The sequence below is a fragment of the Halomonas sp. HP20-15 genome (assembly GCF_033446685.1).
Lineage (GTDB): Bacteria > Pseudomonadota > Gammaproteobacteria > Pseudomonadales > Halomonadaceae > Modicisalibacter.
In genome coordinates, this window is record NZ_JAWQLY010000015.1 from 25,156 (window position 1) to 49,399 (window position 24,244).

At 65.2% G+C, this 24,244-nt stretch carries 21 protein-coding genes and 1 riboswitch; of the genes, 3 read left to right on the forward strand and 18 right to left on the reverse strand.

Annotation, left to right across the window (positions count from 1 at the left end; genetic code table 11):
- The 9 genes from R6258_RS16725 to metK form a co-directional block, all read right to left on the reverse strand.
- Complete coding sequence (locus R6258_RS16725) at positions 1-618, reverse strand: NADH-quinone oxidoreductase subunit J (protein ID WP_318452842.1); 618 nt, start codon at positions 616-618, stop codon at positions 1-3.
- A complete protein-coding gene (locus tag R6258_RS16730) occupies positions 618-1,532 on the reverse strand; it encodes a complex I subunit 1 family protein (protein WP_318452843.1) in 915 nt (304 codons plus the stop codon). Before R6258_RS16730 ends, R6258_RS16725 begins: the two co-directional genes overlap by 1 nt.
- Entirely contained in the window at positions 1,529-2,851 is a 1,323-nt protein-coding gene (locus R6258_RS16735) for a hypothetical protein (RefSeq protein WP_318452844.1), read from the reverse strand. The genes R6258_RS16730 and R6258_RS16735 overlap by 4 nt, the downstream gene beginning before the upstream one ends.
- Positions 2,842-3,189 (reverse strand): NADH-quinone oxidoreductase subunit A, encoded by a 348-nt coding sequence (locus R6258_RS16740; RefSeq protein ID WP_318452845.1) that lies wholly within the window; start codon positions 3,187-3,189, stop codon positions 2,842-2,844. Before R6258_RS16740 ends, R6258_RS16735 begins: the two co-directional genes overlap by 10 nt.
- A 108-nt stretch (positions 3,190-3,297) precedes the next feature.
- On the reverse strand, positions 3,298-3,627 hold the full coding sequence (locus tag R6258_RS16745; RefSeq protein ID WP_318452846.1) for a four-helix bundle copper-binding protein: 330 nt from the start codon (positions 3,625-3,627) through the stop codon (positions 3,298-3,300).
- 323 nt (positions 3,628-3,950) lie between these two features.
- Complete coding sequence (locus R6258_RS16750; protein ID WP_318452847.1) at positions 3,951-5,186, reverse strand: sodium:proton antiporter; 1,236 nt, start codon at positions 5,184-5,186, stop codon at positions 3,951-3,953.
- Positions 5,187-5,292: 106 nt separating this feature from the next.
- Positions 5,293-6,705, reverse strand: coding sequence for an adenosylhomocysteinase (gene ahcY, locus R6258_RS16755; RefSeq protein ID WP_412176390.1), 1,413 nt, complete (start codon positions 6,703-6,705; stop codon positions 5,293-5,295).
- 20 nt (positions 6,706-6,725) lie between these two features.
- Positions 6,726-6,817, reverse strand: a riboswitch (S-adenosyl-L-homocysteine riboswitch).
- 153 nt (positions 6,818-6,970) lie between these two features.
- Positions 6,971-7,378 carry a hypothetical protein gene (locus R6258_RS16760; protein WP_318452849.1) on the reverse strand — a complete coding sequence of 136 codons (408 nt, stop codon included), beginning with the start codon at positions 7,376-7,378 and terminating at the stop codon, positions 6,971-6,973.
- Positions 7,379-7,509: 131 nt separating this feature from the next.
- Positions 7,510-8,730 carry a methionine adenosyltransferase gene (gene metK, locus R6258_RS16765; RefSeq protein WP_318452850.1) on the reverse strand — a complete coding sequence of 407 codons (1,221 nt, stop codon included), beginning with the start codon at positions 8,728-8,730 and terminating at the stop codon, positions 7,510-7,512.
- 363 nt (positions 8,731-9,093) lie between these two features.
- Between metK and tkt the strand changes: the two genes are divergently transcribed.
- Positions 9,094-11,097: a transketolase gene (tkt, locus tag R6258_RS16770; RefSeq protein ID WP_318452851.1), complete on the forward strand. Its 2,004-nt coding sequence runs from the start codon at positions 9,094-9,096 to the stop codon at positions 11,095-11,097.
- 83 nt (positions 11,098-11,180) lie between these two features.
- Here tkt and nrdF read toward each other — a convergent pair whose 3' ends face one another.
- From nrdF to glnA, 9 genes are all read right to left on the reverse strand, one after another.
- Positions 11,181-12,161: a class 1b ribonucleoside-diphosphate reductase subunit beta gene (gene nrdF / locus R6258_RS16775; protein WP_318452852.1), complete on the reverse strand. Its 981-nt coding sequence runs from the start codon at positions 12,159-12,161 to the stop codon at positions 11,181-11,183.
- A 72-nt stretch (positions 12,162-12,233) separates the two neighbouring features.
- The gene (gene nrdE, locus R6258_RS16780) at positions 12,234-14,393 is read right to left on the reverse strand and encodes a class 1b ribonucleoside-diphosphate reductase subunit alpha (protein WP_318452886.1); all 2,160 of its coding nucleotides are present in this window, start codon (positions 14,391-14,393) and stop codon (positions 12,234-12,236) included.
- 7 nt (positions 14,394-14,400) lie between these two features.
- Entirely contained in the window at positions 14,401-14,817 is a 417-nt protein-coding gene (gene nrdI / locus R6258_RS16785; RefSeq protein WP_318452853.1) for a class Ib ribonucleoside-diphosphate reductase assembly flavoprotein NrdI, read from the reverse strand.
- A 44-nt stretch (positions 14,818-14,861) separates the two neighbouring features.
- A complete protein-coding gene (nrdH, locus tag R6258_RS16790; RefSeq protein WP_318452854.1) occupies positions 14,862-15,083 on the reverse strand; it encodes a glutaredoxin-like protein NrdH in 222 nt (73 codons plus the stop codon).
- A 559-nt stretch (positions 15,084-15,642) separates the two neighbouring features.
- Positions 15,643-16,695: a class I fructose-bisphosphate aldolase gene (locus tag R6258_RS16795; protein ID WP_318452855.1), complete on the reverse strand. Its 1,053-nt coding sequence runs from the start codon at positions 16,693-16,695 to the stop codon at positions 15,643-15,645.
- 194 nt (positions 16,696-16,889) lie between these two features.
- Positions 16,890-18,299: a nitrogen regulation protein NR(I) gene (gene ntrC, locus R6258_RS16800; protein ID WP_318452856.1), complete on the reverse strand. Its 1,410-nt coding sequence runs from the start codon at positions 18,297-18,299 to the stop codon at positions 16,890-16,892.
- 86 nt (positions 18,300-18,385) lie between these two features.
- Positions 18,386-19,429, reverse strand: a complete 1,044-nt coding sequence (glnL, locus tag R6258_RS16805; protein WP_318452857.1) for a nitrogen regulation protein NR(II) — start codon at positions 19,427-19,429, stop codon at positions 18,386-18,388.
- 351 nt (positions 19,430-19,780) lie between these two features.
- Complete coding sequence (locus R6258_RS16810; protein WP_318452858.1) at positions 19,781-20,398, reverse strand: DUF4124 domain-containing protein; 618 nt, start codon at positions 20,396-20,398, stop codon at positions 19,781-19,783.
- Between the two features lie 130 nt (positions 20,399-20,528).
- A complete protein-coding gene (gene glnA / locus R6258_RS16815; protein WP_318452859.1) occupies positions 20,529-21,935 on the reverse strand; it encodes a glutamate--ammonia ligase in 1,407 nt (468 codons plus the stop codon).
- A 605-nt stretch (positions 21,936-22,540) separates the two neighbouring features.
- Between glnA and R6258_RS16820 the strand changes: the two genes are divergently transcribed.
- Together R6258_RS16820 and R6258_RS16825 are read left to right on the forward strand one after the other, a co-directional pair.
- The gene (locus R6258_RS16820) at positions 22,541-23,104 is read left to right on the forward strand and encodes a hypothetical protein (protein WP_318452860.1); all 564 of its coding nucleotides are present in this window, start codon (positions 22,541-22,543) and stop codon (positions 23,102-23,104) included.
- Positions 23,105-23,213: 109 nt separating this feature from the next.
- On the forward strand, positions 23,214-24,209 hold the full coding sequence (locus tag R6258_RS16825; protein ID WP_318452861.1) for a polysaccharide deacetylase family protein: 996 nt from the start codon (positions 23,214-23,216) through the stop codon (positions 24,207-24,209).
- The last annotated feature ends 35 nt before the right edge of the window (positions 24,210-24,244 follow it).

Here is a 24,244-nt window from a genome sequence, read left to right on the forward strand (position 1 = left end):
CTAGTGGCAATGGTGGTGATGGCCGTCCGACTCCCCCGAGTCGGACTGCGGGCCGGCCGGGGCACCGCCCGGCTCGAGTCCCGGCGGCAATGAGCCTTCGTTGGCGGCGCCGAAGCGCCCGCGATGGCTCGACAACACCACCACGCCGAGCATCGTCGCCAGCAGCACGATGCCCGCCGACTCGAAGACCAGCATCGAATCGCCGAGCATCTCGCGGCCCAGCGAAGCCACCGGCTCGAGCCCTTGGGGCAACGGCCGGTCGGGGAACTCGACGAACAGCGCCAGCGTCCCCAGCAGCGCGAAGGCCAGGCCACCCGCGACGATCGACAGGCGATGCTGATGGACCATCATCATCGGGTTGAGCCCCGCCGGATTCATCATGAACATCACCATGAACAGCGCCATGACCGTCATCTCGACGGCCATCATGAACAGCATCGCCACTCCCAGGTAAACCGCCGCCAGCAGCAGCATGATCGCGCCCACGGCGATGAACGAGGCGAGCAGAAAGAACGATGCACGGACCATCGAGTCGGTGCGGAACACCCGCCAGCCGCTGACTATGGCAAGCGCGGCCAGTACCCAGAAGATCGCGTCGGCGAGCAGGCTCGACTGCATCACAGCGCCTCCAGCCCGGCCCAGACGAGATCCACGAACGACAGCGGCAACAGCACCACCCACATCAGCGTGACGCAGCGCTCCGGCGCCAGGCGCGGCAATACCCGGCCCAGCCACAAAAGCGCCAGCAGTATCGCCAGCATCTTGAGCGCCAGCCACAACGGCCCGGGCAGCCACGGCCCCTGCCAGCCCCCCAGGAAGGCCGTGGCCGCGATAGCGCTGAAGGCCACCAGCATCGCCATCCGGGCGATCTCCCAGACCAGCCGCGGCGGCCCCGAGACCTCGCTGGCGGTGCCCCCGGCCAGATCCGTCGAGTCGGCCAGGTTGAGCGGACCCCAGAAGGTCAGCCCCAGCCCGACGATCAAAAACAGCGGCAGCCCCAGCGGCTGGCGCACCACGTTCCAAAGCTCGCCCTGGGTGGCCACCACTTGCGAGAACTGCAGCGACTCGGCGGGCAGCACCACGCCGATCAGCACGAACATGCTGATCAGGATGTAAGAGAGCCCCAGCGCCACGTAGCGGTAGCCGCCGATCAGCGCCAACGGCGCGTTGGCCGACCAGCCGTGCAGGAAGATCGCCACCGTGGCCAGCGCCTCGAGGCTGCCCCACAGCACTACCCCAGTGGCCAGGTTTGAGGCGATCAGGGTCGGCGACCAGGGCACCAGCGCCAGGCCCAGTGCGGCCAGCGCCAGGTAGAGCGCCGGGGCCAGCCGCCAGGCGGGGCGGTCGGGCGCCTCGGTGACGTTGGCGTCCTGGCGGTAGAGCCAGGCGCCACGCGCCAGGGGGGCCAGCCAGGGATTCCCCTGGCGCGGCCAGCCGCAGGCGCCGGCGATCAGCCGGTCGGCGACCGCCACGAGATAACCGCCCGCGATCAGCGTCAGCGACACCAGGGCCAGAGCCGGCAATACATTCATGGCGCGCCCTCTTCATGCGACCCACTGGACGCGCTTGCCGACTCCGCAGACGCCTCGCCGGGTGGCGGCGAGGCGCTGACGGGGGCGAGATCCAGACTGGCGATGGTCGCCAGCGCGCTGTCCCATTCCAGGCCGGGCAGCAGCTCATCGAGACAGCCGCCGGCCGCCGGCGAGGGTCGATCGCGCCACGGGCCGCAGGGGGTCTCCACGTTGCCGGGAGCGGCGGTCAACGGATCGCCCTCGTCCACGGCGCGTCGGGCCAGCGCCAGCGATTGCTCGATCTCGCCGAGAGCCTGTTGCCAGCGCGCCCGGGTGTCGCTGCCCCAGCTCAACACCGGACTGAAACCGAGGCGGCGATAGTGCGCATCGTCGCGCCGCAGGTCGGCGTCGATGCCCGCGGCGCGCGCCGCCGGACCGCCGAGCCGGCGCGCCATCTCGGCATCCAGCACGCCACCGTCGAGCGCCGCCAGGTTGAAGAATCCCGAGCGCATCAGTCGCCGACGCAGGCCATTGATGCGACTCGCCGGCGTCAGACCGCGCGCCAGACGCAGCGCCTGCAGCCCGAGGCTCTCGAGGCCGGCCAGGCGCAGCGCCAGGTAGAGTTGCCGGAGATGATGCCGGGCCCGCGCCAGCTCGAGTTCGGCGATCGACACCGGCTGCTCGCGGGCCGTCTGGAAGATCGCATCCAGGGCGCGGGGGTAGGCGGACGACAGGCTCGTCCAGGACTGGATCACGTCGCCCTGCAGGGTGATCTCGGCCGCCAGCCCGGGCGGCAGCAGCGGATAGAACGGTCCCAGCCGGAAGGTCAGCGAATCGAGCGTCAGGCCGTCGCGGATGTCGTCCTGCATGTTCATCGCCATCGGCCGGCCATAAGGCGTGCCGCCCATCATCCCTTCTCCACCGTGGCCGTCGTCGCCCAACCCCTGCCAGGGATTGGGCGGCTCGTCGGGCAGCAGCCGCGGCGAGCTGCCGCGCTGACCGGTGTGCAGCTCGCGGTGCAGCGCGACCAGCTCGTCCGCCAGTGTCGCGAGATCGTCGGCCCGCCGGGCATTTTCCAGCCCGGGCAACGGCTGGCTGCGAAACCACAGCGTGGCGAACGGGCGCGGCAACTGGTCATGCACGCGCTTGAGCGCTTCGTGGTGCTGCGCCGGCACGTGTCCGGCGACCAGCAGCACGCTGGCATGGCGCGGCGAGTCGACCCGCGCGACGCGTCCGGCCAGGGCCAGTTCGTACAGCACCCGCTCGCCGCCGATACCCAGCAGCGGATAGACCGGAACCGGCGCGCGCGCCGCGAGTCGTTCGAGCCAGCTCACTGCCACTTGAACACCCCTTCGCGCCAGGCGTAGACGATGCCCACCGACAGGATGGCCAGAAACATGCCCATCTCCATCACCGCCATCAGCCCTTTTTCGACGAACACCACCGCCCATGGGTACATGAACATCATCTCCATCTCGAAGGCGATCAGCAGCAGAGTCATCGGGTAATAGCGGATGTGATAGCGGTTCCAGGCGTGGCTATCGGGGGTGCCGCCACCGAGGAACGGCGCGCGCTGGGAGTAGCTCGGCAGTGTCCGACGGCGCAGTTCGGGCCACTGCAGCGCCAGGCCGACGCCCAGCGAGATCAGCAACACTACGAGCAATGTCAGCAGTTCCATGCGATTCCCTCGTCCCTGTTACCAGCGCACTGCATCGTGGCTGGCCCGAACACGCCGAGGCCCGGTTAGACCGGGCCCGTGTCGGCTGGCGCAAGATAGGCGTCACTCTCATGCCGCCATGGCAGCGCACTCTTCGGCGCAGCGATGGCAGGCCTTGGCGCACTCCTGGCAATGCTCATGCTCGTGCTTGGCGCACTCATCGCCACACTGACGACATATGTCGGCACAGATCCTGCAGATCTGGCCTACGTATTCGCTGCCCTGCGCCATGAACGACGCGGCCAGTCGGCAGATCTGCGCGCACTGCCTATCCAGGCGAATGCACTCGGCCATCATCTTGACGTCGTCCTCCTTCAAGCAATCGACCGCGCAGGCATCGCAATAGGCGGCGCAGACATTACACGCTTCGATACAGGACTGATGCTTTCCGAAATCCATTTCGGCCTCCTTGGCTGGCTAGATAGCTTTGGCTCGATATGTCGGTTCGATAAACATGCTTGTTAGGCACACGTCTAGCGCCTCATTTCATGCGCTTCTTAAGGTTTAGTGGCTTTATCAGCCCGGGGCAAGTCATCTATCCGCCGCCAACAAAAAGACCGCTTTTTAACTAAAAACTTAAACGCTCAAGAAGTTATAAATAGCAGGACGCCACGAAACGGAAAAAACACGCCCCAATCCACACCACGATGGTATCGAATATTCCCGCCGAATCTTCGAACATAGACCTGTGGCCTGCACACAGGTCAAGGCGAGCCAGGCGCTCAGACATCCTTCAATAAACCTTTGACGACCCTGCCGATCGACAGCCCCTGGACGAGAATCGAGAACAGCACGATCAGATAGGTCACGGTGAGCAATACGTCACGGTTCTCGCCGTCGGGCAATGACAGGGCCAGCGCGACCGAGATGCCGCCGCGCAGACCACCCCAGGTGAGAATGCGCGCCGCCCCGCGGCGAAACCCCAACATGTCGCGCAACAACATGACCGGCAGGCCGATGGTCACGAAACGCACCGCAAGCAACACTATCAACACGCCCAGGCCGACCCAGAAATAGCCGGTCTCGAAGGGGATCAGCATTACCTCGAGGCCGATCAGCACGAACAGCAGCGTGTTGAGGATCTCGTCGACCAACTCCCAGAATGCGTCGAGATACTGTCGCGTGGTTTCGGACATCGCGCTCTCGCGGGCCTTGTTGCCCACCAGCAGGCCGGCGGCGACCATCGCCAGCGGCCCGGAGACGTGCAGGTGCTGGGCCAGTGCGTAACCGCCCAGCACCACCGCCAGCGAGATCAGCACCTCGATACGGTAGGCGTCGATGCTGCGCATCAGAGCATACGCCAGCCCGCCCACGACCAATCCCAGCAGGATGCCGCCGCCGGCCTCCTGCAGGAACAGCGTTCCGGCATGCGAGACCGTCAACGCCTCCTCGCCGGTAGCCGCGCCCAGCAATAGCGTGAACACCACCACCGCGATGCCGTCGTTGAACAGCGATTCGCCGACGATACGCAGTTCCAGGTCCTTGGGCGCCCCGGCATTGCGCAGGATGCCCAGCACGGCGATCGGGTCGGTCGGCGAGATCAGCGCGCCGAAGGTCAGGCAGTACAGCCAGGAGACGTTGAAGCCGAACAGCGTGCACAGTGCATAACTCGCGCTGCCGACCACCAGCGTCGAGATCACCACCCCCACAGTGGCGAGAAAGCCGATCGACCAGCGGTAGCGACGCAGCCGATCGAGATCGATGTGCAACGCCCCGGCGAACAGGATCAGCGAAAGCAGGCCGTCCATCAGCAGTGCATTGAAATCGATCTGGCCGAGCCAGGTCTCGACCCGGCCCTCGAGCGCCGTCCAGCCCAGCGCGGTGAGCCCGTGCATGGCCCCCGACAGCAACAGCGCGATGGCCATCACGCCGATGGTCAGCGGCAGGCCGAGGAAGCGGTGGTTGAACCACGCCAGCACGGCGGTCAACGAGATGATGATAGCGATGAGATCGAGCATGGGCCCTCCCTGGCCGGCTGCTGGCGATGGCTTGTCCCGATCCTGGCTGGCCCGACACGACAACGCCGCCTGCCGGCGGCGTTGCGCATAGACGGGACGCGTGGGCTCAGTAGCGGTATTCGTCCGGCTTGTAGGGACCCTCGGCCGGCACGCCGGTGTACTTGGCCTGTTCGGCGGTCAGGCGCGTGACGACCCCGCCGAAGCCCTCGACCATGTAGCGTGCGACCTCTTCGTCGAGCTGCTTGGGAAGCACCGTCACGCTGAGGCCGCCGGCCTTTTCGTCATCGGCGAGATCGGCGAAGCGCCGCTCGAAGAGGTGGATCTGCGCCAGCACCTGGTTGGCGAACGAGCCGTCCATGATCCGCGACGGGTGACCGGTGGCGTTGCCCAGATTCACCAGCCGACCCTCCGAGAGCAGGATCAGGTAATCGCGGCTCTGCGGGTCGAAGTCGCCCGGGTCGCTGTCGCGGTAGATCTTGTGGACCTGCGGCTTGACCTCCTCCCAGTGCCACTGGCGGCGCATGTAAGCGGTGTCGATCTCGCTATCGAAGTGACCGATGTTGCAGACCACCGCGCCCTTCTTGAGCGCCTTGAGCATCGGCGCGTCGCAGGCACCGATGTTGCCGGTGCAGGTCACCACCAGGTCGATCCTGCCGAGCAGTTCGCGATCGATACTCTCGACGCCGTTGTTGACGCCATCGACATAGGGCGAGACGACCTCGTAGCCGTCCATGCACGCCTGCATGGCGCAGATCGGATCGATCTCGCTGACCTTGACGATCATGCCCTCCTGGCGCAGCGAGGCCGCCGAGCCCTTGCCGACGTCGCCGTAGCCGACCACCAGCGCCTGCTTGCCGGCCATCAGGTGATCGAGACCGCGCTTGATGGCGTCGTTGAGACTGTGGCGACAGCCGTACTTGTTGTCGTTCTTGGACTTGGTGACGGCGTCGTTGACGTTGATCGCCGGGACCTTGAGGGTCCGGTCGCGCAGCATCTCCTGCAGGCGGTGCACGCCGGTGGTGGTCTCCTCGGAGATGCCGTGGATGGCATCGAGCAGTTCGGGACGCTTGTCGTGCAGCAGCGCGGTCAGGTCACCGCCGTCGTCGAGCACCATGTTCGGGGTCCAGCCGTCGGGGCCTTCCACGGTCTGCTCGATGCACCACCAGAACTCCTCCTCGTTCTCGCCCTTCCAGGCGAACACCGGGATGCCCGCCGCGGCGATCGCCGCGGCGGCATGATCCTGGGTCGAGAAGATGTTGCACGAGGACCAGCGTACCGAGGCGCCGAGTTCGATCAGCGTCTCGATCAATACCGCGGTCTGGATGGTCATGTGAATGCAGCCGGCGATGCGCGCACCGGCCAGCGGCTGCTGGTCCCGATACTTGGCGCGGATCTTCATCAGCGCCGGCATTTCGGTTTCGGCGATACGGATCTCGCGGCGGCCCCAGTCGGCCAGCGCGATATCGGCGACCTTGTAGTCCTGAGCGAGGTTGGCTTGGGCATTCGCCATGGCTGTCATCGTCGTCTTACTCCATTCCCGGGGAATGGGCGCCGTTGCTTGCTTGCGGCTTGCCGTTCGAGCCTCGCACACCGACGCTTGGCGTCGACGTGCTGCAGCGCCCCTCGAGCGGCGGCAACGCGACCTGGGTCCATGACCCAGTTGGCAGTTCACTACAGCCGGAGGGCTTTTTCAATCGGCTTCGCGCATCCTGTGGCGGGCCAACCTCCCCTCAACGATAAAGCGGCCCCGCAGGGCCGCCTGATTCGCTCGGATTCATCAGCAGTCACTGCTGCTCTTCAGTCTGCTGCTGGTCGTCCTGGCCATCCTGGGTGGCGCTTTGATCGTCCGTCATGTCGTCGTTGGTAGCGCCTGACGAGCCGCCTTGGGCCTGATCCTCGCTCATGCCCAGATCGCCGGAGGAGTCGCCGGTCCCGGTGGAGCCGGTTGCCGAACCACCGGCCGAACCGGACGTCGCGCCGCCGCCGGTCGTGCCGGAGGTAGTGCCGGAGGTCGTACCGGTCGTACCGGAGGTCGTGCCCGAATCGGCCGTGCCACCGCTGGTGGCTTCCGAGCTGGTGGCCGGTTCGTCGCCACCACCAGGCTGCTGTTCTTCGCCGTCGTCACCACAACCGACCAACAGCGCACCGGACAACGCCATCGCGGCTAACCAAGCAAGTTTGCGATTTTCCATGTTTAAGTTCCTCATCCATTGATTAGCGATATCCAGTTCCCACACACAGCGTAGAAGGCTCTACGACAAGCCACAAACGACGACGCCCCGCCATTGTGGCGGGGCGTCGCGGACTGCCCGGCGGTGTCGTCCTAGAGCCCGGCAGCGCTCCGCAAGGCTTCGGCCTTGTCGGTCTTCTCCCACGGGAAGGCGGTGAAGGTTTCGGTCTGCGCCTCGCCGTGGACATCGGTCCAGGTGTAGCTCGCCTCGAACGGCTCGCGACCGAAGTGACCGTAGGCCGCGGTCAGCTGATACATCGGATGCTGCAGATCGAGCATGCGGGTAATCGCGTAGGGCCGCAGGTCGAAGTGCTCGCGGACCATCTCGATGATCTTGGCGTCGCTGATCTTGCCGGTGCCGAAGGTATCGATCGACACCGAGGTCGGCTCGGCCACGCCGATGGCGTAGGAGACCTGAATCTCGCACTTGTCGGCGAGTCCCGCGGCGACGATGTTCTTGGCCACGTAGCGTCCGGCGTAGGCGGCGCTGCGATCGACCTTGGACGGATCCTTGCCGGAGAAGGCGCCGCCGCCATGACGCGCCATGCCGCCATAGGTGTCGACGATGATCTTGCGCCCGGTCAGCCCGCAGTCGCCCACCGGGCCGCCGATCACGAACTTGCCGGTCGGGTTGATGTGGTAGCGGGTGCTGGCGGTCAGCCATTCGGCCGGCAGCACCTGCTCGATGATCTCGCGCCGGACCATCTTGCGCAGGTCGTCCTGGTCGATCTCCGGGTCGTGCTGGGTGGAGAGCACCACCGCCTCCACCGCCAGCGGCTTGCCGTCCTCGTCGTAGCGAAAGGTCACCTGGCTCTTGGCGTCCGGACGCAGCCACGGCAGCATGCCGCTCTTGCGCAGTTCCGACTGGCGCTCGACCAGGCGGTGCGCATAGTGGATCGGCGCCGGCATGTAGGAGGCGGTCTCGTTGGTCGCGTAGCCGAACATCAGGCCCTGATCGCCGGCCCCCTGGTCCTCCGGCTTCGAGCGGTCGACGCCCTGGGCGATGTCCACGCTCTGCTTGCCGATCAGGTTGAGCACGCCGCAGGTTTCGCCATCGAAGCCGACATCCGAGGAGCTGTAGCCGATATCCAGGATCACCTTGCGCACCAGTTCCTCGAGATCGACCCAGGCGCTGGTGGTGATTTCACCGGCGACGATCGCCACGCCGGTCTTGACCAGCGTCTCGCAGGCCACCCGCGCCTGCTTGTCGCGGGCGATGATCGCGTCCAGCACCGCATCGGAGATCTGATCGGCGATCTTGTCCGGATGGCCCTCGGATACGGATTCGGAAGTAAACAGGGAATATTCGCTCATGGCGTCCTCGACCCTCTCTGGTAGGCGTTCCGATGCGTCGGAGAAAAGGGGAAAACAGCGCCGCGACCGCCGGGACGGCAAGGACGACGCGCGACAAGCCGGATTGGCGATGGAGCCGGGCCCGGGGGTCAAGAGTCTACACGCTGCCCGCTTAGCTGCCTAGCGAACGCGCCGGGCAGCGCCGCATGCCGGCGATCTCGGCATTTGATGGCAACTCGCATCTCGGCGACAATAACCGCCTGATTATCGTGCCGCGCTGTACTGCGGCGTGGTCCAGCCAAGCGGCAGTGGGTCGGGCGCTGATCGACAGGGATGCCCGCCGACGACTGCCATTGCCGATTTGCCGCAGCGAGGAGCTCAAGAATGCCGTCCCGTTTCGAGTTGGCGAATGCCATCCGCGCACTGTCCATGGATGCCGTGCAAAAGGCCAAGTCCGGTCATCCCGGCGCCCCCATGGGCATGGCCGATATCGCCGAGGTGCTGTGGAACGATTACCTCGAGCACAACCCGGCCAATCCACATTGGGCCGACCGTGACCGTTTCGTGCTGTCCAACGGTCACGGTTCGATGCTGCTCTATTCGCTGCTCCACCTGACCGGTTACGAGCTGACCCTCGAGGATCTGCAGAACTTCCGTCAACTGCACTCCAAGACCCCGGGCCACCCCGAGCTCGGCTATACGCCCGGCGTCGAGACCACCACCGGCCCGCTCGGCCAGGGCCTGGCCAACGCGGTGGGCATGGCGATCGCCGAGCGCACCCTGGCCGCCCAGTTCAACCAGCCGGGACATAACATCGTCGACCATTACACCTATGTGTTCGTCGGCGACGGCTGCCTGATGGAGGGCATCTCCCACGAGGTCTGCTCGCTGGCCGGCACCCAGGGCCTGGGCAAGCTGGTGGCCTTCTACGACTCCAACGGCATCTCCATCGACGGCGAGATCGAGGGCTGGTTCACCGACGACACCGCCAAGCGCTTCGAGGCCTACGGCTGGCACGTGGTGCCCAACGTCGATGGCCACAATTCCGACGAGGTCAAGGCGGCGATCGAGCTGGCCCGCCAGCACGACGACCGGCCCAGTCTGATCATCTGCACGACGATCATTGGCTTCGGCGCGCCCAACAAGCAGGGCAAGGAAGAGGCCCACGGCGCCGCACTCGGCGACGACGAGGTGGCTGCGGCTCGCAAGCAGCTGGGCTGGCCACATGCGCCCTTTCACGTGCCCGAGGAGATCTACAGCGCCTGGGATGCCCACGATCGCGGTAAAAAAGCCGAGGCCGACTGGAACGAGCGCTTCGAACGCTACCAGGCCGAGCATCCGGAGCTCGCCAAGGAGCTCCAGCGGCGCCTCAAGGGCCAGCTGCCCAGCACCCTGAAGAGCGAGAAGCTGATCGAGGAGGCCCAGGAGAAGGGCGAGACGCTGGCCACCCGCAAGGCCTCGCTGGCATGCCTCAACGAGCTCGGCCCGGACCTGCCCGAACTGTTCGGCGGCAGCGCCGACCTGGCGCCCTCCAACCTGACCTTCTGGAAGGGCTCGCGGGCGATCAATCGCGACCACTTAGAGGGCAACTACCTGCACTACGGGGTACGCGAGTTCGGCATGGGCGGGATCATGAACGGCATCAGCGCGCACGGCGGGTTCATTCCCTACGGCGCCACCTTCCTGACCTTCATGGAGTACATGCACAACGCGGTACGCATGGCCGCGCTGATGAATCGTCAGGCGATCTTCGTCTACACCCACGATTCGATCGGTCTCGGCGAGGATGGCCCGACCCACCAGCCCATCGAGCAGTTGAGCGCCCTGCGTTCGACGCCCAACCTGTCGACCTGGCGCCCGTGTGACGCCACCGAGACGGCCGCCGCCTGGCATGCCGCCATCCATCGCCGCGGCGCACCCACCGCGCTGGTGCTGTCGCGCCAGAACCTGGCGCCGCAGCAGCGCGACAAGCACCAGTTGGCCGACATCCAGCGCGGCGGCTATGTGCTCAAGGACAGCGACGAGCCGGCCGCGGCGATCCTGATCGCCACCGGCTCCGAGGTCGACCTGGCGATGCAGGCCGCCGATGCGCTGGAAGCCGAGGGCAAGGCGGTGCGCGTGGTGTCGATGCCGTCGACCGATGTGTTCGACGCCCAGCCGCAGAGCTATCGCGACGCGGTGTTGCTGCCGAACGTCCGCAAGCGGGTGGCGATCGAGGCCAGCCATCGCGTCTACTGGCACAAGTACGTGGGCCTGGACGGGCGTATCGTCGGCATGGACAGCTTCGGCGAATCGGCGCCGGCCGGCGACCTGTTCAAGTACTACAACTTTACCGTCGAGAACGTCGTCGCCCAGGTCGAGGAATTATTGCTGGGCAGCGCCGACTGAGCGACGGCGCCCGACGCCGTATGCGCGAAAACGAAAAAGCACGGCGAGAGCCGTGCTTTTTTGCGCCTATGGCCGCACCGTCGCTAAAACGCCCAGTCCTCGTCCTCGGTGCGCACCGTCTTGCCGATCACGTAGGACGACCCCGCCCCGGAGAAGAAGTCGTGGTTCTCGTCGGCACCCGGCGAGAGCGCGGCGAGAATCGCCGGGTTGACCTGCTCCACGGCGCCGGGGAACAACGGCTCGTAGCCCAGGTTCATCAGCGCCTTGTTGGCGTTGTAATGTAGAAACGCCTTGACCTCCTCGGTCAGCCCCACCTCGTCGTAGAGCGACTCGGTGTAGTGCACCTCGTTGTCGTAGAGCTCGAGCAGCAGGTCGAAGGTGTACTCCTTGATCTGGCGCTGGCGTTCCGCCGACTCGGCCTCCAGCGCGCGCTGGAACTTGTAGCCGATGTAGTAGCCGTGGACCGCCTCGTCGCGGATGATCAGGCGGATCAGGTCGGCGGTATTGGTCAGCTTGCCGCGACTCGAGAAGTACATCGGCAGGTAGAAGCCCGAGTAGAACAGGAACGACTCCAGGAATACGCTGGCGACCTTGCGCATCAGCGGGTCCTCGGCGCGATAGCGCTCGAGAATCAGCTCGGCCTTGCTCTGCAGGTGGGTGTTTTCCTCGCTCCAGCGATAGGCGGCATCGACGTCGCGGGTCGCACACAGCGTCGAGAAGATCGAGCTGTAGGAGCGCGCATGCACCGACTCCATGAAGCTGATGTTGGTGAATACCGCCTCCTCGTGGGGAGTGACGGCGTCCTCGATCAGCACCGGCGCGCCGACCGTGCCCTGAATGGTGTCGAGCAGCGTCAGTCCGGTAAACACGCGGATGGTCAGCTGCTGCTCGAGCTCGGTCAGGGTGTTCCACGAAGTGATGTCGTTGGACAGCGGAATCTTCTCGGGCAACCAAAAGTTGCTGGCGAGGCGGTTCCACACCTCGAGATCCTTGTCGTCCTGCAGCCGGTTCCAGTTGATGGCATCGACGCGCCGCAGGCGTGGGGTAGAAGCGGTGGCAGTCATGAACGGACTCTCACTCGAAATGGGGTTGCTCGGCCCCGTCGGGTCGCGACGGGGCATTGGTTCTGCGAAGACTCAGAGCGTGCAGGACACGCAGCCCTCGACCTCCGTGCCTTCCAGCGCCGACTGACGCAGCCGCACGTAGTAGATCGTCTTGATGCCCTTGCGCCAGGCGTAGATCTGCGCGCGGTTGATGTCGCGGGTGGTCGCGGTGTCGTGGAAGTACAGCGTCAGCGACAGGCCCTGGTCGACGTGCCGGGTGGCCTCGGCGTAGGTGTCGATGATCGCCTCGGGACCGATCTCGTAGGCGTCGCGGTAGTATTCCTGGTTGGCGTCGTTGAGGAACGGCGCCGGGTAGTAGACGCGCCCCAGCTTGCCCTCCTTGCGGATCTCGACCTTGGATACCACCGGGTGGATGCTCGAGGTCGAGTTGTTGATGTACGAGATCGAGCCGGTCGGCGGAATCGCCTGCAGGTTGCGGTTGAAAAGCCCGTGTTCCATCACCGATTCCTTGAGCGCGCGCCAGTCGGCCTGGGTCGGAATCTCGATGCCGCTGTTCTCGAACAATCCGCGTACCTTCTCGGTCCTGGGCGCCCATGCCTGCTCGGTGTACTTGTCGAAATACGCGCCGCTGGCGTACTGCGAATCCGCGAAGCCGGCGAACGCGGTACCATGCTCGATGGCCAGGCGGTTGGAGGCGCGCAGCGCGTGGAAGGTCACCGTATAGAAATAGATATTGGTGAAATCCAGGCCTTCCTCGCTGCCGTAGTGGACATGTTCGCGGGCCAGGTAGCCGTGCAGGTTCATCTGACCCAGGCCGATGGCGTGGGAGCGCTGGTTGGCCTCGGCGATCGACGGCACCGAGCGAATGTCGCTCATCTCGGAAACCGCGGTCAGCCCGCGGATCGCGGTCTCGACGCTGGCGGCGAAGTCCGGCGAGTCCATCACCTTGGCGATGTTCAGCGAGCCCAGGTTGCAGGAGATGTCCTCGCCGATCTTTCGATAGCCCAGGTCGTCGTCGTACTCGGTTGGCGAATTGACCTGCAGGATCTCCGAGCACAGGTTGCTCATGTTGATGCGCCCGGCCACCGGGTTGGCGCGGTTCGCGGTGTCCTCGAACAGCAGGTACGGATAGCCGGACTCGAACTGCAGCTCGGCGATCGCTTGGAACAGCTCGCGGGCGTTGATCTTGGTCTTGCGGATGCGCCCGTCGTCGACCATCTCCTGGTACTTCTCGGTGACGCTGATGTCGCCGAACGGCACGCCGTAGATGCGTTCGACGTCGTAGGGCGAGAACAGGTACATCGCCTCGTTGCGCTTGGCCAGTTCGAAGGTGACGTCGGGGATCACCACGCCCAGCGAAAGCGTCTTGATGCGGATCTTCTCGTCGGCGTTCTCGCGCTTGGTGTCGAGAAAACGCAGGATGTCCGGGTGGTGGGCATTGAGATACACCGCGCCGGCGCCCTGGCGCGCGCCCAGCTGGTTGGCGTAGGAGAACGCGTCCTCGAGCAGCTTCATGATCGGAATGATGCCCGACGACTGATTCTCGATGCGCTTGATCGGCGCCCCCGCCTCGCGAATGTTGCTGAGCAAAAAGGCCACCCCGCCGCCGCGCTTGGAGAGCTGCAGCGCCGAATTGATCGCCCGCCCGATCGACTCCATGTTGTCCTCGATGCGCAGCAGGAAGCACGACACCAGCTCGCCGCGCTGACGCTTGCCGCAGTTGAGGAAGGTCGGCGTGGCCGGCTGGAAGCGACCATGCAGGATCTCGTCGACCAGTCGGCGAGCCAGTGTCTCGTCGCCGCGCGCCAGGTTCAGCGCGACCATGCACACGCGATCCTCGAAGCGTTCCAGATAGCGCTTGCCGTCGAAGGTCTTGAGCGTATAGCTGGTGTAGTACTTGAAGGCGCCGAGAAAGCTCTGGAAACGAAACTTGACCGCATAGGCCTGATCGAACAGCGCGCTGACGAAGGCGAAATCGTACTGCTCGAGCACCGCGCGCTCGTAATACCCCTCCTCGATCAGGTAATCGAGCTTCTCCTCGAGGGTGTGGAAGAACACGGTGTTCTGGTTGACGTGCTGCAGGAAGTACTGACGCGCGGCCTCGCGGTCCTTGTCGAGCTGCAGATGGCCTTCGGCGCCGTACAGATTGAGCATGGCATTGAGCGCATGGTAATCCAGCGCCTGCCTGGGCCGGGCCGGGCCGCCCGCCACGCCGGGTTCGTGGGTCTGCATCGTCGTTTCATCCAACATGAGAGAGCTCGGTTTGCAAAAGGGGCGCCAGGTGCCGACGAACCGCGACGACGTCCTCGGGAGTACCCGTCAGCTCGAAGCGATAGAGCATCGGCACCTGGCATTTGTGGGCGACGACACGACCGGCCAGGCCATAGGCGGCACCGAAGTTGGTGTTGCCGCCGGCGATTACGCCGCGGATCAGCGAACGGTTGTGTTCATCGTTGAGAAAGCGGATCACCGGACCCGGCACCGCCGTACGCGGGTCGCCGTCGCCGTAGGTCGGTACCACCAGCACATATGGCCGCTCGGCCCGCAGCGCGCCCTCGTCACGACTCGACGGGATGCGTGCGGCGGGTATTCCCAGCTTCTCCACGAAGCGGCGGGTATTGCCCGACTTGGTCGAGAAATAGACCAGTTCGCTCACGTCGCTCTCCCGTTGATGGATCGGTGACGAAGGATCGCCACGGCTCATGCCAGGCCGCGGATCTTCTCGGGACGAAAGCCCGACCAGTGCTCGCCCGCGGCGACCACCACCGGCAGCTGGCGATAGCCCAACGACTCAACGGTCTCAATGGCATCGCGATCCTGGGTCAGGTCGACGACCGTGTAATCGAGCCCTTGCTTGTCGAGCGCCCGATAGGTTGCGTGACACTGCATGCAGTCCGGCTTGCTATAGATCTTAATGCTCATGACAATGATTCCGTTTTAGTTTAAGACAGCGAGTCGGCGTCGCGAAGATGACCCGATCCTACCGCTTGGCCGGGCGAGCGGCCAATGCATTTTATCTATATATGGTAGTTTATTGCTGACCCAAGTCAAAGATATGGTAGCCAACGGTAAAATGGGCCGAACGCCGGCATGCCCCGCCCGAGCGGGCGTGAGGCGCCTTTGCGTACCGTTCATGCGGGAATTATTGAAGAACATAGGGAGGCTCGACCGAGCGTCGCGCTAGCGCCGTCCGATGCCGTCACGCAGATAGCCACCCATTAGCCAGCGCAACGGCGTCGCGTGACGCGACGCGCCCAGCAACGCATGGCGGGCCAGGCGCTCCGCGCGGCTCTCCACGAGCGGATAGGCGTGAAACTCGCCAAGCCGCTGCATGTCGCCCAGGCAATGGCGGTAGCGACGAGTGACTTCGGCGGAGAAGGCCGCGGCGAATAGCGAGCGAGGCCCACATACGCGCGAGGCCCGGCATGCGCCGGGCCTCGAGACGAACCGGGCCGCCGACCCGGTGATAGGCAGTCAAGAATCAGGCCACGGTGACATCCTTGGCCAGATAGACGTCCTGAATCGCATTGAGCAGTTCGACACCCTCCTTCATCGGCTTCTGGAAGGCCTTGCGCCCGGAGATCAGCCCCATGCCGCCGGCACGCTTGTTGATCACCGCGGTGCGCACCGCCTCGCCGAGATCGCTGTGGCCCTTCGAGCCGCCGCCCGAATTGATCAGGCCGATGCGTCCCATGTAGCAGTTGGCGACCTGGTAGCGGGCCAGGTCGATGGGATGATCGGAGGTCAGCTCGTCGTAGACCTTGTCATGGGTATGGCCGAAGCCGATCGCCCGATAGCCGCCATTGTTCTCGGGCAGCTTCTGCTTGACGATGTCGGCCTTGATGGTCGCCGCCATGTGGATCGCCTGGCCGGTCAGGTCCGAGGAAACGTGATAGTCGGTACCGTCCTTCTTGAAATCGGGATTGCGCAGGTACGACCACAGCACGGTGACCATGCCCAACTGGTGGGCGTGCTCGAAGGCCTCGCTGATCTCGGTGATCTGGCGACGGCAATCGGGCGAACCGTAGTAGATGGTCGCGCCCACCGCCACGCAACCCATGGCGTGGGCCTGCTCGACCTGCGCGAACAGCGTCTGGTCGTAGATCGCCGGGTAGGTCAACGACTCGTTGTGGTTGAGCTTGAGCATCATCGGGATCTTATGGGCATAGCGCCGCGCCACCGAGGACAGCACGCCGAGCGTCGATGCCACGCAGTTGCAGCCGCCCTCGATCGCCAGTTCGACGATGTTCTTGGGGTCGAAATACTGCGGGTTGGGGGCGAACGAGGCGCCGGCGGAGTGCTCGATGCCCTGGTCGACGGGCAGGATGCTCACATAGCCGGTACCCCCCAGGCGCCCGTGGTCGTAGATCGCCTGCAGGTTGCGCAGTACATTCGGGCCGCGGTCGGTGTCGCTCATCACCCGGTCGACGAAATCCGGCCCCGGCAGGTAGAGGCTTTGCTTGTCGAAACCCCGGCAGGTGTGATTGAGCAGGCTATCGGCCTCGTCGCCCAGCAGTTTGGCAATATCGGTCATTGGCTTGCGCGCCTCCCTTTGAGTGTGGTCCTTGCTTTTCGCACGGATCGGAATCCGTCGCCCATCTTGGCGATAACGCGCGGCGCTTTCCACCTTGCACGCCCCTGCATGGTCAACGTTGCGATCCGGCTTGGCAATCTCACCCAAGGATAGCGGATAAACCCCCGCGCCAGCACGCTGCGGTGCTGGAGGGTTCACTCCTCCGCCAGCGCCGGCAGCAGTACCTTGACCTTGCGCGTCAGTGTATTGCGCCCCCAGCCCAGCAGTTCCGCCGCCTCGCCCTTGCGCCCACCGGTGTGCTTGAGCGCGGTCTCGATCAGGATGCGCTCGAAATCCGGCACCGCCTCCTCCAGCAAGTGGGTATGCCCGGCGGCGAGCGCCCGATCGGCCCACTCGCGGAAGGCGCCGCGCCAATCGCCACTGGCCGCCTCGGTACCTTCGACGTCGCGCAGCTCCGGCGGCAGGTCGTCGATCAGCACTTCGCGGCCCGAGGCCATCACCGTCAGCCAGCGGCAGGTATTCTCGAGCTGGCGCACGTTACCCGGCCAGGGCAGCTTGGTGAGATGCAGTTCGGCATCGCGGGTCAGCACCTTGGGCTCGGTGGACAACTCCTTGGCGGCCTCGGCGAGAAAGTGCTGGGCCAGGCGCGGAATGTCCTCGCGCCGCTCGGCGAGCTTGGGCAGGTGCACGCGGATCACGTTGAGACGATGAAACAGGTCCTCGCGAAAGCGCCCCTCCTTGACCAGCGTCTCGAGGTTCTGATGGGTCGCGGCGATGATCCGCACGTCGGCCTTGACCGAGAGATGACCGCCGACCCGGTAGAACTCGCCGTCAGCCAGCACCCGCAGCAGCCGGGTCTGGGTGTCGGGCGGCATGTCGCCGATCTCGTCGAGGAACAGCGTGCCGCCGTCGGCCTGTTCGAAGCGCCCGCGACGCTGGGCGGTGGCGCCGGTGAAGGCGCCCTTCTCGTGGCCGAACAGCTCGGACTCCATCAGATCCTTGGGGATCGCCGCCATGTTCAGGGCGATGAACGGCTTCGCCCTGCGCGGGCTGTGCTGGTGCAGGGCCTGGGCGACGCGCTCCTTGCCGGTCCCCGATTCGCCGTTGATGAGCACGGTGATATGCGACTGCGACAGCCGGCCGATGGCGCGAAAGACCTCCTGCATCGCCGGCGCCTCGCCGATGATGTCCGCCGAGAATCCCTCGGGCGCGACCGCCGGCGAGGCACGCTCGCGGGCATGAGCCACCGCGCGGCGCACCAGCGCCAGGGCGTCGTCGACATCGAACGGCTTGGGCAGGTACTCGAAGGCGCCGCCCTGATAGGAGGCCACCGCGCTGTCCAGGTCGGAGTGCGCGGTCATCACGATCACCGGCAGGTCCGGGCAGGCCTCGCGAACGCGCGCCAGCAGGTCGAGGCCATCGAGCCCCGGCATGCGGATGTCGGTGAGCAGCACGTCGGGCGGATAGCTCAGGATCTCCTCGAGGGCGGTATCGGCCCGGTCGAAACTGGCCACCTCCAGGTCCGGCTGGGCCAGGGCGCGCTCCAGCACCCAGCGTATGGCTCGGTCGTCGTCGACGATGACGATACGGGCGACATCATTCATAAAGCCCTCCAGCGGGTAGCATGGTTTCGCCTCCGGCGAATGTCGCAGTCTCAGCGCATCCGGCGCTGTCGTAGTGCTCCGTCCGGCTAGTGATGGGCGTCCAGCGGCATCAATAGACGGAACTCGGTACATCCGGGATGCGAGTCGCACTCGACCAGCCCCTGATGCTGATGCAGGATCGACTGGGCTATCGACAGCCCCAGCCCGCTGCCCTCGGCGCGCCCCGAGACCATCGGGTAGAACAGCGTCTCGCGCAGCGCCGCGGGGATCCCCGGGCCGTTGTCGATCACCGCCACCTCGCAGACCAGCCGGTGACGCTCGGCACCCAGCGTGAATTGACGCCGGGCCCGGGTGCGCAGCGTCAGCCTGGGTGACGGCGTGCCGCTCTCCTCCATCGCCTGGACGGCGTTGCGCGCCACGTTGAGTACCGCCTGGATCAGTTGCGACTCGTCGCCGTAGAGGTCGGGCAGGCTGGGGTCGTAGTCGCGTACATAGCCGACCCGGGGATGCTCGGCCTCGAGCAGTGCGCGCACCCGCTCGAGCACCCGGTGCACGTTGAGCGGCTCGTGGCGAATCAGATGGTTGGGGCCGAGCATGCGATCGACCAGGTCGCGCAGACGATCGGCCTCCTCGACGATCACCCGGGTGAACTCGGCCAGCTGCGGATCCGGCAGATCGCGCTCGAGCAGCTGCGCCGCGCCGCGAATCCCGCCCAACGGATTCTTGATCTCGTGCGCCAGCCCGCGCGACAGCACCTTGATGGTTTCCTGGCGGGCGACCAGCGCTTCCTCGCGGGAGATGCGCAGCAGCCGGTCGCGCGGCTCGATCTCGAGCAGCAGCTCGGCTTCCGACAGTGGCGTGACGGTGAAGTCGACGGTAATCGCCTCGCCGCCGGCCAGCAGCAATATGGCCTCGCGCTGGGTGAAGGGGTGGTACTCAGCGAGCGCCTTGCGCAACACGCCGGCGACCGCCCCGCCTTCGCCTTCCAGGCACTCCAGGCGCGTCCCCTCGACCCGGCCACGACTCACCGCCAGCAATGCTTCGGCAGCCGGGTTCAGCCAGCGAACGCATAGCGTCTCGTCGAGCAGAACGACCGCCGTCGTCAGATTTTCCAGCAAGCGTTGGTACATGGCGCGTCTCGACATCCTGAGATCCGTTAGCTTGGTGATTGCAAGAAGCGCGCCAGCCTGGCCAGGCCCGAAACGAGCGGGGTGGCGGGCATGGCGCTGAGGCACTCTGCACTATTATGGTGCATAGGGACGGAGAAAGCTGCTCGATGGCGCGCCATTGGTGAAAACGCGGCGCTTACAAAAACAGCGAAGAGAGCGATGCGCCGCTAAGGAAGCGCGGAACAAATAGGTGAGCGGGATGAAGCGCAAGGCGTACGGAGCACAGGAACCGGAGCATATGGGGTATATGTGAGGATTCCGCGCACCGCACAACGCAGCGATTCGCCCGCGCAGGCATTTGTGCAGTGTTTCCTATTTGCCGGTGCGGCTCGGTGGCAGTCCGGCGGGGTTGTTGGGATTGGCCGGTAGATTGACGCTGGCGCGTTGCACGTAGAGCGTGACCGGCGCACTGCGATGACGCACCTTGCCGTCGGCATCGAGCAGTTCGGCTATGAGGGTATGTTCGCCACGCTCCAGGTTGGTGAGCATGAACGCGGAGCTGTGCAGGGCCGACTGGCTTATCGCGCCATCGACCAGCAAGCGCACCTTGTGATCCTCACGCAGCGCCGGTTCGATGGCCAGTTGCACCTGCACGTTGCCGGCAGCTCCCGTGGGCAGGGTCTGCCCGTCCTCGGGCGCGGCGATGCGGAAGGTCGAATAGGGCATGAAGGGCTGGCCGACGTCGCGCGAGGCAGCCGGCTCGGCACGCTGCGTGCGCGGCGGCGCGGCGTCGAGCTGTGCGGAAGGCACCACGGTCAACGGCTCGAGGTCGACCCGCTCGGCGTTGCCGACCGGCTTGTCGGTGAACACCACGTTGCCCTGCGCATCGGTCGTGCGATAGACGTTGGCCGCCCCGGCAACCTCCATGCCCGGCGCTATCCCCAGTGCGATGACGCATAGCAGCGGAACCGCGAAAACGCGCTTGATCATGATCCTTCACCCCTTTGCACCGCGCCTGTCGCCGACACTTGAGCGATTTACGATATCCGCCAGTGTAATGCAAAAAGGCCCGCCGGGAAGGCGGGCCTCTGTGATCGAGCGGCTGGCTTCGCTCGGCTGATTAGCAGCTGTAGTAGAGGTCGAACTCGACCGGGTGAGTCGTCATGCGCAGGCGCTCGACGTCCTCGCCCTTGAGCTCGATATAGGCATCGATCGTGTCGTCGGTGAACACCCCACCCTCGGTCAGGAACGCACGATCCTTGTCGAGGGCTTCGAGCGCCTGCTCAAGGCTGTTGGCCACGGTCGGCACCGACTTGCCCTCTTCCGGCGGCAGGTCATAGAGGTTCTTGTCCATCGCGTCGCCGGGGTGAATCTTGTTCTTCACCCCGTCGATACCGGCCATCAGCATCGCTGCGAACGCCAGGTACGGGTTGGCGGTCGGGTCGGGGAAGCGGCACTCGACGCGCTTGCCCTTCGGGCTGGCGGTGTACGGGATGCGGATCGAGGCACTGCGGTTGCGCGCACTGTAGGCGAGCATGACCGGCGCCTCGAAGCCCGGAACCAGGCGCTTGTAGGAGTTGGTCGAGGCGTTGGTGAAGGCGTTCAGCGCCCGCGCATGCTTGATGATGCCACCGATGTAGTACAGCGCCGTCTCGGACAGCCCCGCGTACTCGTCGCCGGCGAACTGGTTCTCGCCATCCTTCCAGAAGGAGGAGTGAACGTGCATGCCGGAACCGTTGTCGCCGACCAGCGGCTTGGGCATGAAGGTCGCGGTCTTGCCGTAGGCGTGGGCCACGTTGTGGACCACGTACTTGAGTTCCTGAACCTCGTCTGCCTTCTTGACCAGCGTGTTGAACTTGACGCCGATCTCGTTCTGGCCGGCGTTAGCCACCTCATGGTGGTGCACTTCGACGCTCTGGCCGATCGCCTCGAGGGTGTTGCACATCGCGCTACGGATGTCGTGGAAGCTGTCCACCGGCGGGACCGGGAAGTAGCCACCCTTGACGCGCGGACGGTGCGCCAGGTTGCCGCCTTCGATCTTGCGATCGGTCGACCAGGCGCCCTCTTCGGAGGTGATCTTGTACATGGCGCCTTCGATGTCGGCCTTCCAGTGCACTTCGTCGAAGATGAAGAATTCCGGCTCGGGGCCGAAGAATGCGGTATCGCCCAGGCCCGAGGCACTCAGGAACGCCTCTGCGCGCTTGGCGATGGAGCGCGGGTCGCGCTCGTAACCCTGCATGGTCGACGGCTCGATGATGTCGCAACGCAACACCAGGGTGGCATCTTCGGTGAACGGGTCGAGGAAGCCGGTGCCGTCTTCGGGGCGCAGAATCATGTCGGATTCGTTGATGCCCTTCCAGCCTTCGATGGAAGAACCATCGAACATCTGACCGTCCTCGAAGAACTCATCGTCGACCGCGCCGGCCGGGATCGTAACGTGCTGCTCCTTGCCCTTGGTGTCGGTAAAGCGCAGGTCTACCCACTTGACGTCGTGTTCTTCGATCAGGGCTAGAGTCTTCTCAGACATGGTGTCCTCCACAGATGAGCCATTGGCTTGCGTGTCCAGCGTCGTTTTAGCACGTCGGGGCGCGGATTGCCCATGCATGCCATTTCTGACAAAACAAATGCAGAAGCCGTGCCAAAATGGCGCAAGGGCAATCGCGACCATTCATCAAGCCAATGAATTACAAGCGGAAAGCGCCCAGGTGAGGATGCCGCAAAGCGCTCTCCGATCAGCCTGGATCGCATCATGGCGGTGCACACGCCCTGCTCGTGCACCATGGAAGAGCATAAATGACCCTTGATGCACCATTTTGGTTCACCAATGAGCAACGATGCCCATCGCCAAGGATTAGCGTCGACTCAGCCCTGCGAGGGCTTGCCGGATGAAGCGTCTCAGCCCTTCGCACTCGGCGAAAACCAACCATGAAAGGCTGCAAAATCAGCCAGCTGGCCAATTGAAACACTCAGAAACCCAGAGCTACTCTTGTTTACACAACTATCGCAGTAGATAGGGGGTAGCAGAGGCCTGCGAGACGTTGGCAGCAATGCCGTTGCCGCATCGTGACATCGGACGGCCTACGTCAGCGTCACGGTAACCGGGGCCCTTCCGGATTCCAGGTCGCCAGGCTTATGAATACATACAGTGTGGTCGTTGATTTCCGACGAGGCTACAACCGCGCAGAACGCTGCCTGATCACGCTGGAGAGATTGGCCGAGCGGATCGACGGCGATGTCGAACGCTGGCTTATCGTCGACCGACCGCGCCTGTCCCTGGGCAAGCTGGCGGAACGCCACGGCGCCCGAACGCTGACCCTGCCCGGGCTGGCGCGCGGCGCGCGACTCAACGCCGCCGCCAACTGCAGCCACGGCGAGGTGCTGGTATTCATCGAGTCGACCAGCGATCTTTCGGATAAATGGCTGTACGACATCGACCAGGCGCTGCGCATCCAGGCCTGGGACGCACTGGCGCTGGCCGCCGAACGCTGGCCGGCTTCCGTCTGGCTTCGGCGCATCGGCCGGGCGCGACTGCAGACCCAGGTATTCGCCGTACAGCGGGTATGGTTCGAACGTCTCGGCGGCTTCGATCCCGACCTGGACAGCCAAGCCGAACGCGATTTGCTGGGCCGCCTGCAGGCCTGCCACGCCCGGGTCCTGCAATGCCGGCCCGAGGAGTGCCGACGATCGGTTAGTTAGAGCCCGCGGGCAGATCGCAGTAAACTGGGGTTACTGGTGTGTGCCGTGCCTTCCGGGCACAAGGAGAGAGCAGCATGCTTGGTCGCAACTCGATTACCGGGGCCGGGCGATGACCGGCCTGGCGCTGTCCCTGGCCCAGGATCTGGCCTATCGCCTGCGCGGTCACTGGCGACGTAGCCTGATCGAACCGCTATGGGGACGCAGCGCAATCATCGTCCTGCAGCGGGTGTTGCCCAGCGAGGCCGAGGCCCGGCTGCCGCACCGCGCGCCCTGGTGTCTGGGTCCCGAGAGCTTCGAGCGGCTGCTACTGACGCTCAGCGAGCTTTCGCGACTGGTCTGCCTGGATACCGCCCTCAAGCCCCATCACGATCCCCAGGCGCGCATCAGCCTGACCTTCGATGGCGGCTGGCGCGACAACCTCGAGATCGCCGCACCGCTGCTCGAGCATTACGCGCTACCCGCCAGCATCTTCGTCAACACCAGCTGGCTGCATCGGCCACACGGCGCCTGGCGCGAAACCATCGGCGAAGGCCTGTGGCAGCGCCAGCACCCGACACGCATTCGCGATGCGCTGGGCGATGCCGGGCTACCGTTGCCGCCCATGCCCCCGAAGCATCCCGACACGGCCTACAGCCGAGCCCTGCTGGGCTACCTGCTGCAGCTCGCCCGACACGACTCGCGCACGCTCGAGGCAACCGGCGACACCCTGCATGGCGATCTCGGCCAGCCCCGCCAAGGGCTCGACCCGTTCAGCATTCGCCGACTCGAAAACGGCGGCCTGGTCCGCTTCGGCGCCCGCGGCGTCGACATGCGCGCCCTCGACGTCCAGGACGACGCCGCCATACGCTGGCAGGTGCGCCACTCGCGCCAGGAGTTGGCGCGTCTGTGCCGCGAGCCGCTGGCGGCCTTCGCCTACCCGGAGAGCCAGCCCTCGTTGCGCGTTCAGCAATTGGCCAATCGTTGCGGGGTTTCGCTGGCCCTGGCCGGCCAGGGCGGCTGGCTGGGCCGTCACGACAACCCCTTGGCGCTGCCGCGGATCGCCGTCAACCAACGCCTCGCCGAGAGTCCCGGGCGGCTGTTCGACCACCTGCTGGGTCAGCTGTAAGCCCCGCCAGCAGTGAAAGACGGCTCACGAAGGTA